The following is a 13,912-nucleotide window of genomic DNA, read 5'->3' as shown; positions in this document are numbered from 1 at the left end:
ATCCCGCCTGCTGAGGCTGAGGCAAACTACTACAGGCAACTCAGAAATGCCGCTGACGTGCCTGAATTAACTTAAACCAACCAGCCTCCACGATTCCCGGTGCGGTTCAATATAGCGATCAAAGCGGTATTGAACCTGACTCCAATCCACCGCGAGCGCCTGCATTTCTCGATCGACGAATTGCCAACGCTCCAGAAGTTGGACATCATGAAGCTCGCGGTGAGCAACACTCGAAAATACGGGCTTTGCATGATGCTCGGCGCGCAGGATATCCCGCAATTGCTTGAGATCTACGGTGATTATCTCGCCCGAACTATCGTCAACGGTTGCCAGACGAAGCTGCTGCTTCGGGTCACAGACGCAGAAGCCGCCGAGATGTTCGCAAAGCTGATCGGCGAAACCGAGATCGAGGAAAAGGACGAATCGATGTCGTTTGGTCTGAACGCGCAGCGGGACGGTTTCAGCATCGCGACGCGGCGCCCGCTGCGCAACTTGGTCCTGTCATCTGAAATCCGACGCCTGCCGAAGATGACCGGTTACCTGGTGTATCCGGGCGACTATCCGGTCGCCCGTGTGACATATAAGTACGTCGCACCGCAGAAAAACGCCCCGGCGTTCATCAAGCGTCAGGCATTTTCTGGACTGTTCGTGTCGGCGCCGGCCACACCGGGCTCTGGCGCCGCTTTGGCAGCCGTGGTCGCCACCCCTGCACCCGACTGGATCGCGCATCCCGAAATTCTCGTCGCGGCGAGCGACGGCATCGATCCGGAAACTGGCGAAACTCTGCCGCCCCGACCAGGCGCGTGGCGCTGGTCCGTGAGCAGACGTTCCAGCGTGAACAGCACGAGATCTGACCGGAGGAAGAGATGAGCATCCAGGATCCGACGCGGTTTCGAATTCGCCCCGCCGGGTTGATTCACGCATTTGACGACACCGTCGACATCGTTTGCCAGCAGGACCTGCTTTGCAGCCCTCGTAAATTTGACAGTGGCGGTGGATTTCTGCGCTGCGACAATAAATCCTGCTAGAAACATCTTGTAACATTTCCGGAGCCTGATGCGCGTTGGCCACCGTGTTCCCGCTCCCAGCTGGCCAGGAGCGCGTCCAACCTCGTACTCAACCAATCGATTCGACGACGCTGATATGTACCGTAGGAGCCTTGTCTATCCTTTGCTTGCCGTCGCAACGTTCGCCAGCGCCGGGCCGATTTTTCTGATCGCAGATAACAACGCCCGCACGCTCTTCCTTCAAACCGAAACGGTCCGACAAGAATCCGATGGACTGGTCGCCTTTACGATGCGAGCAGTGGCCAAGCATGGTTATCGTCCGACCGGGGCATCCGAGACAATCGCCATTGCGTTGACTGATTATCAGATGGACTGTTGGAGAAGCCGTGTCAGAGAAACCGGCACGCGATACGTTACGGATGAAGACAAGGAAGCGGGCCGTCCGCCTAAGACAGCCCAAGCATGGGCCGCAATTCCGCCGGGGAGTGAACTTGATGTTGTCCGCAAAAAAGTCTGCTGAGCGCGCCGATCCTCAATTCCATCCGAAGGGAATCGAACGTGCAACGATCGCGACCTTCGCCGTTTTCGTCGCACTTTGTTTGTTCGTCGTATTCATTGTCGATCAGGCTCTAACAGGCTGTTGAAAAACCTCGCGCCGTCGTCATCCGGGCGGGATGGGTAGCTGTTCATGCGAAGGCGAGAAGGAATTGGCGATCCAAATGCGTTCGGCGGGCGAATCAGCATGTCGGCGGCGGGGTTTCCCGTGTGCCCGGCGCTCCGGCCAGCAAACCAATCGGATCGGATCGTCGTGTGCCGGAATACAACGCTGATCGTAGTGTCTTGACATGAACATTGAAGTGCTCGGCGACGAACGTCTCGGGATACGTTTTGAGCAGATGCTCCGCTTCCGCGAGTTCGTACGCGGTCAGCGCACGCGGCCGCCCGAGCTTGCTGCCTCTGCTGCGCGCGGCAGCGAGCCCGGCCTTCGTACGCTCGCTGATGAGCGCGCGTTCGAATTCGGCCAGCGCGGCAATCATGTGAAACATGAACATGCCCGTCGGCGTGTTGGTGTCGATCGACTCGTTCAACGACGCGAAGTTGACGGACCGGTTCCGCAGGTCATTCATCAAGATGACGAGCTGACTCAGGGAACGTCCTAGCCGATCGAGACGCCACACGACAAGCGTGTCGTCGCGCTGAAGTGTCTCGAGTGCCTGGTTGAGCCCAGGGCGGTCCTTTCTCGTTCCCGATATACCGTGATCCGAAAAAATCTGTCCACAACCCGCTGCGCCTAGTGCCGTAAGCTGAAGATCCAGAAACTGTTCTTCAGTCGATACGCGCGCATAACCGATCTTCATTTCATCCCCGTTGTGCAATAAATTCCAAAAAATTTTTATAAGAATTTGAAATTTCTTAATAGATATTTTTAATTTACATCGAATAAATTTCGCGGTGTTTGTGACCTGCCTGATTTCTTCGGGCCATGTCAGTCTTGGAGAACGGCCTCGGTTGCTTCAGTTGAACAATACTGCTGCTTGAACTCGTCGGGCGTCAGGTACGCCAAACTCGAATGTGGCCGGACGGTGTTGTAGTGACGCCGCCACTGCTCGATCACGACCTTGGTCTCCGTGCGTGTCCGAAACCATTCGAGGCTCAGACATTCGTCGCGGAATTTGCCGTTGAAGCTCTCGTCCGCACCATTCTGCCAGGGCTTGCCGGGATCGCTGAGCGCCATTTCCATGCTGTTTTCGGCAGCCCACTTCAGAATGGCCCGAGATACGAATTCCGGTCCGTTGTCCGAACGCAGATAGCGTGGCGTACCGTGAACGCTGGTCAGTTGCGACAGGACTTCGATAACGCGCCTCGACCGGATCGATCCCGCAACGTCAATCGCCAAACACTCGCGCGTGTACTCGTCGATCACTGTCAGACACTTCAGTTGTTGGCCGTTGGCGCAGGCGTCGAATACGAAGTCGTACGCCCAGACATGCCGTGCCGACGTCGCCGGCTCGGCTGTGGCCGAGAGCGACGAACCGACACACGCCGACGTGGACGTTTGCGCGGTACCTGCGGGCCAGCCAGGCGCCACAGTCGCCACGCCCGGTCCGCACTCATCTCATGACCTTGGCGCCTCAGAAAGATCTGGATGCGACGGTAGCCGTAGCGCGGATATTGTGCCGACAGTATGCTCATCGCTGCGAGAACCGGTGCGCCCCGCACCGCGAGCTTCGATTCGTAATGCAATGCCGATCGCGCCACCGACATCAGCGCGCACGCACGTCGCTCCGATAGGCCCCGCGCTTTCGCGTGGGTAACCTGTTGGCGTCGGGCGGGCGCGCTCACCACTTTTTTGCGTTGATCTCTTCATGCTTCCTTGCGACCTCGGCGACCGGCGCCTTGTCGGCCTCGCGCAGGATCGTGACCATCTGCTCGTCGGTAAACCGGCTCTTCTTCATGGTTTCCTATCTCCGTTGGAAGCCATTCTCTCAAGTTTCAGTTGGTCCGAAAATTCCAGGGCAGGTCATTTGTATTGTGGGTATATGAAAATTCTAATTGAGGTGTGGCGCGAGAGGTCGTGTGCCGGAGCGCATATGACGACGAGGGCGGTCAAGCGTTCCGGCAAGATTGCGGTGTCGGCGATGACTGAGGCGTCGGCATGTCTTTCGACGTTGACGACACCGCTATCGACTACAGCGCTGTCGCTTATTTCGTTGGACGATTTCTGGATGCCTGCCTGAGTCTGAGCAGCGTCTTCGGATGGACGTTGAATGTCTTCGCGACCTCGACCGCGGGTGTGGTTTCCAGCAGCCCGAGCGCTTGTACTTGCTGCTGCGGCGTCAACGCGTGTCGGCGTCCAAGCACTGTTCCTCGTTGTTTGGCCGCGGCCAGGCCGGCCTTCGTTCGCTCGCTGATCAACGCGCGCTCGAACTGGGCGAGCGCCGCCATCAGATGAAAGATGAGCGTGCCACTTGCGGATTCGGTGGAGATGGTTTCCGTCACGGATTCGAAACTCACGCTGCGCTCCTGGAGCGATATCACGAGTTCCACGAGCTTGGGCAACGAGCGACCCAGACGATCCAGCCGCCATACGACCAGGGTGTCGCCGGCTTTCAGGCGGCGCAATGCTTTTCCGAGTCCGGGACGCTTGAAGTCGGCGCCGGAGATCCCTTTGTCCCGATAGATCGTCGTGCAGCCTGCGCGAGAGAGTGCGTCTTCCTGAAGACCGAGACTTTGTTCATCGGTTGAAACACGGGCGTATCCAATTTTCATTTCTATCACCCCACATCACGAGATCGAGGGGCGTTGTGCGCAATCTCGCAAACGTTAAACCACGTGCGCGGGTGAAAGTGAGTATGGGCATTGCATAGGGAGACCCCTTTTGTTGCAGCAAGAGGGAAACGTTTCATTGGGGGAGCGTTAAAGATTGTTAAGTTACGTTGATTGTACTGGACAAAAACGTTCCTTTTTTTCCGCCTACTCACCGCACACAGCATTCCCATATTTATCAACGAGATACGGCAATACCCCTACGCACTAGTACAGCTTCGCCCAAAGGAACGTTTTTTTCCGCCGCTTTTTTCACTCGCAGAGCCTCTCGAAGTTTGAGAGGGGGCGGTACCGGCATATGGCTCAAGGCCTTTTCATTTGTCGGCGAAACGGCGGGTCGTCCGTGTCCCGATTATGGGGAGCTATTGGCGGCGGAGTTCAATCGTCAGTCAATTCGTGTTCGGAGCGGGGCCGATCTTCGTGAGGCGTGGCGGGATGTCGCGTCGGCTTTCTTTCGGGAGGCCGGCAATTAATCGATTGCTCATCTTCGGGTGATGTGAGGTTCTTAAAGAATTTTTCGGAAGGAGATATGTGCGGGGCTGACGTTTTGCATGGCTTCATATCAGATTGATGAAATTTGTTTTATTTGAATTTGTCGGCGTTGATCGAGCCGAGGCATGGGTATTTTATAATCCAGGGATCATATAATGAATCGTATTTACCGGGCCATATGGAATGAGTCGCTGGGTGCATGGGTGGCGGCCTCTGAGTTGGATTCGGCTCACGGCAAGAGCGGGCGCTCGACAACAACAACGGTAGTCGCGCTGGCCGTCGGTCTGTTGTTGGCAGGTGGGATGAATGCGGCCAATGCGATAACTTATCCGCCGAGCGGCGCCTCCCATAACAAATGCGACACGAGTGCCGGCACTTTTCTGGGACGGTCGTTTGCTGCCGAAGTGGATCCGGTAGACGGATCCGGGACCTACTCCAACGTGATTGGATGTAACGCGAACGGGGGGGGTTATCTAGGTCCCAATACTGGGGTGGCGTTGTTCGGTTCATATGCCACTGCGACAGGCGATGGGGCCGTGGCGATCGGGATGGCCGGCTTGGCCGGTAACCTCGGAACGGCCGTGGGTCTTTTCACGACGGCATCGGGTTCTTCGAGCGCGGCGCTGGGTGCGAATGCGACGGCATCCGGCAATTACGCGTCGGCGTTCGGTGCCGCCGCGACGGCGACGAACACGGGTTCGGTTGCGATCGGAGACAACGCGACCGCCGGGGCTGTCTCCGCCGCGACGGACGGTATCGCGATCGGCGGGCAGTCGTCGGTGGCCGCTGCGGCCACATCGGGTATTGCAATCGGTCGTGGCGCTACGGCCGGGGGCGCCTATGGGATCGCGCAAGGCGACGGGACGATCGCAGGAGCAACGGGGCGGAACGTTGCCATTGGTTCCTCGGGCACGACTGCTAACAGCTCGGCTGCGGCAGGCGGCGCCGTGGCGATCGGGCGCGGGCAAACGGCTACCGGCAACGGCGCGGTTGCGATCGGCGATCCGAATGTCGCAGCGGGTACCGGTGCGGTAGCGCTGGGCGCAAACGACAACGCGACCGGCCAGGGCGCCGTTGCGCTCGGCAACGCCAATGCGGCGACCGGTCAGGGTTCCGTCGCGTTGGGCAACAGCAGCACGGTTTCGGCTGCCGGCGGCATCGCGTTGGGCGATACCGCAGTAGCCAGCGCAACCAACGCCCAGGCGTTCGGCTCGGGATCCACCGCGAACGTGGCGGGATCGGTTGCGCTGGGATCGGGGGCGGTCACGGCAGGGAGGGCCACTTCGGCCACGGGCGGTACCAGTGCGGTCAGCAGCACGACCATCGGCGGCCGGACCTTCGGGGCGTATGCTGGTGCCAATTCGTCGGCCGGGGTCGTCAGCGTCGGCGCGCCCGGTTCGGAGCGGCGGATTCAGAACGTTGCTGCCGGTCTCGTGAGCGCGGCGAGCACGGATGTGATCAACGGCAGCCAGCTCTATGCAGTAGCGAGCACGACTACGTCGAGTATCACGTCGTTGTCTACGTCGGCTTCGACGGGTCTGTCGTCCGCGAATAGCTCAATCACGTCGTTGTCGACCTCGACGTCGACCGGTCTCTCGTCGGCGAACAGCTCGATTACGTCGCTGTCCACGTCGACTTCGACGGGTATCGGCTCGTTGTCGACGGGCTTGAGCTCGACCAACAGCACGATCACGTCGTTGTCCACGTCGACCTCGACGGGTATCAGCTCGTTGTCGACGGGTTTGAGCTCGACCAACAGTACGATCACGTCGTTGTCCACGTCGACCTCGACCGCGATCCAGGCCGCGAAGACGCACTACTACAGCGTCAACGACAACGGTACGCAGCAAGGTAATTACAACAACGACGGCGCGACGGGTATCAACGCGATCGCGGCAGGCACGAATGCGAGCGCATCGGGCGCGAGCAGCGTTGCGGTCGGCGATGGCTCGCACGCATCGTCGGACGGTGCGGTCGCGATCGGCCAGAGCGCATCGGCAACGGGCGGCAAGGCGGTGTCGATCGGTGTGGCGAACACCGCGAGCGGCGATGGTGCGGTTGCGATCGGCGATCCGAGTGTCGCGACGGGCACGGGCGCGGTGGCGATGGGCGCGAACAACACCGCGGCTGGTAACGGCGCGGTTGCGCTGGGCAACGCGAACACGGCGACCGGTGATGGTGCGCTGGCGCTGGGCAACGCGTCGACGGCGGGTGCCGCCGGCTCGCTGGCCTTCGGTGCAGGGGCAGTCGCGAAGAACGTCAACGATGTCGCCCTCGGGTCTGGGTCCATCACGGGCACACCGAACCCAATGTCGGGAACGACCATCGGCGGCGTGACCTATTCGTTCGCCGGCGCGAACCCGACGAGCGTGGTGAGCGTCGGTGCACCGGGCGCGGAACGCCAGATCACGAACGTTGCCGCTGGTCGCATCTCCGCCACCAGTACCGACGCGGTGAACGGTAGCCAGCTCAATGCGACGAACCAGGCCGTCAACAGCCTGTCGACGTCGACCTCGACTGGTATCAGTTCGCTGTCGACCGGTGTCAGTTCGCTGTCGACGAGCCTGAGTTCGACCAATAGCTCCGTTTCGTCCCTGTCGACAGGCTTGTCGACGACAAACAGCAATGTGACATCGCTGTCGACGGGACTGAGTTCGACAAACAGCACGGTGTCATCGTTGTCGACCGGCGTGACGGACATCAACAACACGCTGAACCAGTTGTCGACGACGATTAACAATAACAATACGCGCGTCGCTAACAACAACGGTATCGCGGCCGATATGAATGGTAAGGGTACCGACGTGCCGACGGTTACTGCCGGCTCGAACTCGGTGGCGATCGGCGCGAATTCGAACGACGGTGGTCGCTCGAACGTGGTGTCGGTCGGCAGCGATTCGCAGCAGCGCCAGATCACCAACGTTGCGCCGGGTACGCAGGGCACCGACGCGGTGAACGTGAATCAGTTGACGGCGGTGCAAACCACGCTGTCGACGGCGCTATCGGGCCAGCAGGCGCAGATCAACTCGCTGGGTTCGCAACTGCTGCAGACCGACCAGATGGCTAAGCAGGGTATCGCGGCCGTCGGCGCGATGGCGTCGATTCCGCAGCTCGATCGCGACGCCAACTTCGGGATGGGTATCGGCACGGCAACCTTCCTCGGCCAGAAGGCGATGGCGGTCAACATGCAGGCGCGCATCACCGAAAACCTGAAAGCGTCTATCAATGGCGGCTTCAGCGGCACCCAGAAGGTGATCGGCGCAGGCATGTTGTACCAGTGGAAGTAACTCGCGCCGCGAGTCGCCCGGCATTCCAGCCGGGCGGCCCGCGGCGGCTCCGGAGGCAGGACGGGCTCGCCGCGTATCCCGCAGCGGGTTTCTATCAACTTAAAGCTTTGAGGATGTAACCGTGAACAAACTCGTTCTTGAGCTAGCGCTTTCCGTCATGGTCCTCGCCGCGTGCTCGACCGCGTCAGGCCCGACCTACAGCGCATCCGAACTGCAGCCGCGCGACGGCGTGCCCACGTTTCAGGTGGGCTGCCATGGGTTTCTGTCAGGCCCGCAAACCTGCATGAAGGCCGCCCGGAAGATCTGCGACGACCAGCCGGTCCGCGTCATCGACTCCGCCCGCGCGGTGCGTGACAACTCGGATCCCGCGACGCTGATTTTCCATTGCGGCGCCGTGCCCGCGCCGGTCGCCCAGACTGCAGCGCCGAAAGAACAGTCGGCGCCGGCGCCCGTCGAGCGCGTGAGACTGGCGGGAGACGCGTTGTTCGCAACCGGCCTGGCCACGCTCGCGCATCGCTCAACAAGCTGTTGAGCGAGCTCGAGAACCGGACATACGCTCAAGTGACGGTCGTCGGGTACACGGATTCCGTCGGCAGCGATACCTACAACCTGGGATTGTCGCAGCGACGCGCGCAGGCAGTGGCGAGCTATCTGAAGACGCAGTGTCTGAAGGCAGACGCATGGTCGGTCTCAGGCCGAGGAAAAGCAGACCCTGTGGCGTCGAACGCGACGGTCGAAGGTCGAGCGAGCAATCGGCGTGTCGAGATCGTGCTCACGCGATAGCCGGTTGCATCGCCAGTGCTTTCAGCATAACCACGAGACCTCACTTGAATTTTCGTGCCTTGTACCTGGAAGCCCTCGAGGTGCATTTGCGCGGCAGGACGCCGCGCCTTTTTATTCGGTGATTCGATGAATCACACATAGCAGAATATCGTGCGCTTCATCGAGTGGCGCCGTTCGACCGGTGTGTCGGAGGTATTGATAAGTCGTAATCTGAATTGTTTAGTGTTGAGTCGAATCATGAAGGCCGAATAACTTGCGGCCTCCTAAAATGACAGAGAAAACTCGAATGTATTCGCGTTCGCCTCTCGATCATCTGGCGAACTTTTCAGCGCCGAGTAAAAACGGGGTTCAAATATGGATGCGATGGATGATCTGGTCTCTGGATTGGAAGATACAGCGAACGACGGGCAGTGGGATCAGATTCTTTCGGTATTTCGAAAGAAGTTAGGCACAATATTGCGTGCAAAATTTAGCAAGGCCGAAAGCATAGTCTACCTGATGGCCTACGACTGTGGCGTGACGCAAGGGTCGTACGGGCCTGAATCTGCCGTTTACGTCGGCATGAAGCGAGGTATGGACGATGCTATGCACGTGTCTGCAGGCCTGTCGTTGGACTTGCCCGGAAAAGCGCGGGATCTGGGGCGAAAGCACGGAACGTTGATGCGTTCAATGATGCTGGAGCGCGCTTCATTGTCCAGTGGTGGTGACGATGAATCCATGTCCTTTTCAAGGATGAAGGACGGGGAATCGAGAACTCAGGATCCGTTGACATGGGCTCCGGAAATCGTCATCGGCATTTGGCCTTCTCCCTTTTATGACATACAGGTTTATCCCGGGTCGGGGTGGAGAAGCGGACGTGAGGTGCACGCGTGGAAGCCGACGGGGAGGTCGCTATCATCGATGCAGGAGTTTCTACAATGAAGACGTATAGTGAATTACTTGCCGATTTCGAGAAACTGAAGCAGGACATAGATGCCGTCCGGGAATATGAGGCAAGGCTCATCGCTGGACGCGTACTTGCGTTGCTTTCGGAGAGCGGGGGCGATATTCGGTCGATTGTCAGCTGCGCGCAGTCGAAACCGCCTGAACGTAAAAGGATCAAGCCGAAGTACTGGGATCCGAAGACAGGTGTCACGTGGTCGGGACGAGGGCGAGCGCCCCGCTGGCTCGTTGGCAAGGACCGTGAGACGTTCAGGGTCCCGCCGGATGATGGAAACGAGTGATTGCGACCATTCCCGGATGATCGCGGTGAGAATGTGGCGGTGCGAATATGCCGTTTCGTTAATCATAACAGTATGATGGAGGGAAAAATGGCGAATCACGATATTGACGGGAAGGTTGTCCTGATTGCAGAATCTTGGGGGCCTGATCGCTCGGGATCTGGCTAACTATGGCGCGAAGGCAGTGGCGATTCACTACAACAGCGCAAGCTCGAAGGCCGACGCCGACAAGACGGTCGCGGCGATCGAGGCGGCCGGTGCAGAAGCGGTGGCGCTTCAGGCGGACCTGACGAGTGCCGGCGCGGTGGAGACGCTGTTCGAGGATGCGATCGCGGTGTTCGGCCGCCCCGATATCGCGATCAACACGGTCGGCAAGGTGTTGAAGAAGCCGTTTACGGAGATCACCGAGGCCGAGTATGACGAGATGGCAGCGGTGAACTCGAAGTCCGCTTTCTTCTTCCTGCGCGAGGCAGGCAAACACGTGAACGGCAACGGCAAGATCGTGACGCTGGTGACAGCGTTGCTGGGGGCGTTCACGCCGTTCTACGCGGCCTACGCTGGGACCAAGGCGCCGGTCGAACACTTCACGCGAGCGGCGTCGAAGGAATACGGCGCACGCGGGATCTCGGTGACCGCCGTCGGGCCGGGCCCGATGGATACGCCGTTCTTCTACCCTGCCGAAGGCACCGATGCGGTCGCGTATCACAAGACGGCGGCCGCACTGTCGCCGTTCAGCAAGACGGGCCTCACCGACATCGAGGACGTCGTGCCGTTCATCCGCCACTTGGTCAGCGACGGGTGGTGGATCACGGGTCAGACAATCCTCATCAATGGTGGCTACACGACCAAATAGGCCAATGTACCCACGTCGTGAAAGGGCCCCTTGGCCTAGTGTGCGATGCGGGCCAGCTCTTGATACGTTCGTGGTTTTAGTAATGGATGTAGCGGGTCAGTGCACCGCGTAGCTGATCGATGCTGCTAAAAGCCCAGTTTGGCCAACGCCTTCTTCAACATGCCGCTGAAAGACTGTATCGATGCATAAGCCGACGAAAACTGAATTACTGGCTGGAGAGATCGTCCACCTCATGTCCAACAATCAGCACTGGACAGTGACTGCGGTTGCCACAGTGCTGAAAGTCACCGAAGAGCGCGTCAGAGTGGCGATGCGAAAATTGCTGAATTCGTACGTCATTTACCACAGCCAGCGTATCGAACCGTCACACGCGAACGCATATCGGTTGATCAGCGCAGCACAAGCAATGTCAGCAGACCTTACCGTCGAGCACGTTTGTGTGCACGATGCGAAGCGCGAGGCAAAGATCGATCAACGATACCGTCGTCAGGACGCATCGTGGCCGCGTGGCGACGACCTGTTGGTCAGCGCAATGCACGCGATGGTCAGTTGTCGTCAATCGGCGACGACCGACAATTGACCGGCATTTGTTTATGGAGCTTATCATTATGCAAACACGAATCAATCGCTTGCTGATCGCAACAGCGATTGCTTGGCAACTGGCGTTGCCCGTTCACGCACAGGCACAATCCTCGTCGCTGCCGGGCAAACGGCAAGCGCCGACCGAAAAGGAGGGAGGCCAGTTGCCATCGGTGAGCTCAATACACCGGTGACGGAGGGCAATACGTAAGGGTTACCGCTCGCGGTTGCGCAGGCGATGATACAGTTGCAGGTCGATGGAGTGACGCCGCAGTCGATTGCGTTTGGCAATGATATGAACGGCCCCGCTCGATCGTCAAGGTCGACGCGAAGTGGCCGACAGGTGTCGTTGTTCGACGCGGCCAAGGCAACGATTCAGCAGCAAGTTATGGCACGCACGACTGAGGAAGCATTTGTCCATATGCAGGAGGTCACGAAGGCCGCTGGACTCACACTCCTGACGAAGAAATGGATTAATGCAGGAGCACGTTGTCGGTTCAGGTGCGAAAACGGCTACAGGTTTGAACGACATGCCTACGTCCTCGTAAATGGTTCGTCAGGATGCGCTCAGTGTATGCAGGCGACGACACGTCAGCAATTTCTCGATGCTCCGGTAGAACGCAATCTGACCTGTCTTGAAGGCGATTATCATGATCGCAAGATTCGGCAACATTTCGAATGTGTGAACGGACATCGATCGGACACTGAGGCGAGGAAGATTCTTGAAAGAAGTGTTTTTCCAAAATGCGCGAATGCTCGAACGGCTGAACTGAATTGGTTCTTCAATGGGCGAAACAGTTGCACGACGCTGTCTCTGCTCGAATTCAATTGAGCGGCCCCTGGTAAGCAGTGCCACGCTGTAAGCGAGTTTTCGGCGGACTTTTTCAGTATGAAAGGTACCGTATCATGAAATGCAAGCGCTTCAGTGTCGAGCAGTTTGGGATTCGGATCGACGCGTCGCAGATCATGCACGGTTTCGCTCGTCATGACGAATGAATCGGTGTCCCGTGTGAACTATAGCGGGCCTACAGTTGGCGTATTAACAAAGGGGGAACAGTACGAGTACGCGGTCCAGGACCGTACGTACTGATCTGACGATTGATATTTGCTGTTGGAGACCAAGCCCGAGAGGGGTTGTCATGACTGGCTGTTTGGATCTGAATGCCGGTGACGGCGCGTGGCGTCGTATAAGCCCGTACGAGTTCGTTCATTCGAGTGGGTGGACAATAACTAATCGCATTATTCAGCGTAGGTCCGTGTGGATGCTGCAACACGGGGACAGATCGGAAGGGGGATTTCCGTCGCCATCTGATGCGATGACGCGGCACGGCCAGTTGGTCGGTTCTTCACGCTCGACGCAGACGGAAGCAAAGTAAGAACTTTTGACCTTTCCCCTCAGAAGTATCCCACTGTAAAGTTAGTGGCAAGGCGGCAGGAGAACCCTTGTCATGAAGAAGTCGCGGTTCAGCGAAGAGCAGATTATCGGGGTGCTGAAGGAAGCCGACACAGGCATGAAGGTCGCAGACCTGTGCCGCAAACACGGCATATCGGATACAACGTTCTATAACTGGCGTAGCCGTCACGGCGGCATGGAGGTGTCGGAAGCGCGACGATTGCGGCAACTGGAGGAAGAAAATCAGCGGCTCAAGCGGCTGGTGGCCGACCAGGCGCTGGACATCCAGGTTTTGAAGGACGTTCTCGGAAAAAGTGAGTTCGCCCGCGCGGCGCCGAGAAGTCTCGTGCAGCAGGTGATTGAACAGCACAACTATTCGGAGCGCCGGGCGTGCACGCTCATTGGCCTGAATCGCCGGACGTTTCGGCGACCGGCGCCGCCTGACGCCGATCACGACGTGCGGCAACGGCTGCGCGAGCTGGCACAGGAGCGGCCACGGCTTGGTTCGCCCCGCCTGCATGTCTTGCTACGTCGAGAGGGGCTGGTCCAGAACCACAAGCGCACTGAGCGGCTGTACCGCGCAGAAGGTCTATCACTTCGCCTGAGACGTCGAAAGAAACGCCCGAGTCATCTACGCATGGTCATGCCGACGCCCAACGGCGCAGACGAAAGCTGGGCGATAGACTTTGTTGCTGACGCGCTGGTGCATGGCCGACGCATACGCATGTTGACGATCATCGACGCGTGGAACCGCGAGTGCCCGCACATCGAGGTCGACTTCTCGCTAACGGAGGTACGCGTGACGCGTGTGCTCGAGCAGTTGCGGCAACGAGGACGATGTCCCAACCTGATTCAGGTGGATAACGGGCCGGAGTTCGTCAGCAAAGCGCGATGCGGGCCTGTCAGGAATTTTGTGTTTAAGGCATAACATGCTCCCAAGGAGAGTTTATGCCTCGCAAACCGAAAGCCCA

10 protein-coding genes and 5 pseudogenes are annotated in these 13,912 nt (G+C 58.7%); 12 read left to right on the top strand and 3 right to left on the bottom strand.

Translation table 11 applies throughout. The annotated features are described in order from the left end of the window. Positions 1–99 precede the first annotated feature (99 nt). The 3 genes from WS61_RS03700 to WS61_RS34680 all read left to right on the top strand — a co-directional run bounded on the left by WS61_RS03700 (position 100) and on the right by WS61_RS34680 (position 1,527). Positions 100–870, top strand: a complete 771-nt coding sequence (locus tag WS61_RS03700; RefSeq protein WP_257126855.1) for a type IV secretion system DNA-binding domain-containing protein — start codon at positions 100–102, stop codon at positions 868–870. Next, on the top strand, positions 867–1,028 hold the full coding sequence (locus WS61_RS35135; RefSeq protein WP_179949650.1) for a hypothetical protein: 162 nt from the start codon (positions 867–869) through the stop codon (positions 1,026–1,028). The genes WS61_RS03700 and WS61_RS35135 overlap by 4 nt, the downstream gene beginning before the upstream one ends. A 142-nt stretch (positions 1,029–1,170) precedes the next feature. Beyond that, positions 1,171–1,527, top strand: a complete 357-nt coding sequence (locus WS61_RS34680; protein ID WP_157692675.1) for a surface-adhesin E family protein — start codon at positions 1,171–1,173, stop codon at positions 1,525–1,527. 217 nt (positions 1,528–1,744) lie between these two features. Here WS61_RS34680 and WS61_RS03695 read toward each other — a convergent pair whose 3' ends face one another. From WS61_RS03695 to WS61_RS03680, 3 genes and pseudogenes are all read right to left on the bottom strand, one after another. After that, positions 1,745–2,365, bottom strand: a complete 621-nt coding sequence (locus WS61_RS03695; protein ID WP_059499284.1) for a recombinase family protein — start codon at positions 2,363–2,365, stop codon at positions 1,745–1,747. Between the two features lie 128 nt (positions 2,366–2,493). After that, positions 2,494–3,463, bottom strand: a pseudogene (locus WS61_RS03690) (IS3 family transposase). A 247-nt stretch (positions 3,464–3,710) separates the two neighbouring features. Next, the gene (locus WS61_RS03680) at positions 3,711–4,277 is read right to left on the bottom strand and encodes a recombinase family protein (protein WP_059499287.1); all 567 of its coding nucleotides are present in this window, start codon (positions 4,275–4,277) and stop codon (positions 3,711–3,713) included. Between the two features lie 704 nt (positions 4,278–4,981). Between WS61_RS03680 and WS61_RS35995 the strand changes: the two are divergent. From WS61_RS35995 to WS61_RS32525, 9 genes and pseudogenes are all read left to right on the top strand, one after another. Continuing rightward, positions 4,982–5,110: pseudogene (locus tag WS61_RS35995) on the top strand (ESPR domain-containing protein); the annotation flags it as partial. A 222-nt stretch (positions 5,111–5,332) separates the two neighbouring features. After that, positions 5,333–8,113: pseudogene (locus WS61_RS32530) on the top strand (YadA-like family protein); the annotation flags it as partial. A 121-nt stretch (positions 8,114–8,234) separates the two neighbouring features. Further along, positions 8,235–8,896 (top strand): annotated as a pseudogene (locus WS61_RS03660) (OmpA family protein). A 354-nt stretch (positions 8,897–9,250) separates the two neighbouring features. Further along, complete coding sequence (locus WS61_RS03655; protein WP_059499281.1) at positions 9,251–9,817, top strand: hypothetical protein; 567 nt, start codon at positions 9,251–9,253, stop codon at positions 9,815–9,817. Beyond that, the gene (locus tag WS61_RS03650; protein ID WP_059499280.1) at positions 9,814–10,119 is read left to right on the top strand and encodes an H-NS family nucleoid-associated regulatory protein; all 306 of its coding nucleotides are present in this window, start codon (positions 9,814–9,816) and stop codon (positions 10,117–10,119) included. Before WS61_RS03655 ends, WS61_RS03650 begins: the two co-directional genes overlap by 4 nt. A gap of 87 nt (positions 10,120–10,206) precedes the next feature. Further along, positions 10,207–10,969 (top strand): annotated as a pseudogene (locus WS61_RS03645) (SDR family oxidoreductase). A gap of 181 nt (positions 10,970–11,150) precedes the next feature. Then, on the top strand, positions 11,151–11,549 hold the full coding sequence (locus WS61_RS03640; RefSeq protein WP_059499279.1) for a hypothetical protein: 399 nt from the start codon (positions 11,151–11,153) through the stop codon (positions 11,547–11,549). 342 nt (positions 11,550–11,891) lie between these two features. Then, positions 11,892–12,380: a hypothetical protein gene (locus tag WS61_RS34675; protein ID WP_157692673.1), complete on the top strand. Its 489-nt coding sequence runs from the start codon at positions 11,892–11,894 to the stop codon at positions 12,378–12,380. A 616-nt stretch (positions 12,381–12,996) separates the two neighbouring features. After that, a complete protein-coding gene (locus WS61_RS32525) occupies positions 12,997–13,869 on the top strand; it encodes an IS3 family transposase (RefSeq protein ID WP_095211582.1) in 873 nt (290 codons plus the stop codon). Positions 13,870–13,912: the final 43 nt, after the last annotated feature.

The sequence above is a fragment of the Burkholderia sp. ABCPW 11 genome (genome assembly GCF_001523445.1).
Lineage (GTDB): Bacteria > Pseudomonadota > Gammaproteobacteria > Burkholderiales > Burkholderiaceae > Burkholderia.
This window is presented reverse-complemented; position numbering and strand designations above follow the sequence as displayed.

Bases quoted from the DNA above. Each gene is read 5' to 3' on its own strand.
- WS61_RS35135 (WP_179949650.1), top strand. From the start codon at position 867: ATGAGCATCCAGGATCCGACGCGGTTTCGAATTCGCCCCGCCGGGTTG.
- WS61_RS03695 (WP_059499284.1), bottom strand. From the start codon at position 2,365: ATGAAGATCGGTTATGCGCGCGTATCGACTGAAGAACAGTTTCTGGAT.
- WS61_RS03680 (WP_059499287.1), bottom strand. From the start codon at position 4,277: ATGAAAATTGGATACGCCCGTGTTTCAACCGATGAACAAAGTCTCGGT.
- WS61_RS03655 (WP_059499281.1), top strand. From the start codon at position 9,251: ATGGATGCGATGGATGATCTGGTCTCTGGATTGGAAGATACAGCGAAC.
- WS61_RS03650 (WP_059499280.1), top strand. From the start codon at position 9,814: ATGAAGACGTATAGTGAATTACTTGCCGATTTCGAGAAACTGAAGCAG.
- WS61_RS03640 (WP_059499279.1), top strand. From the start codon at position 11,151: ATGCATAAGCCGACGAAAACTGAATTACTGGCTGGAGAGATCGTCCAC.
- WS61_RS32525 (WP_095211582.1), top strand. From the start codon at position 12,997: ATGAAGAAGTCGCGGTTCAGCGAAGAGCAGATTATCGGGGTGCTGAAG.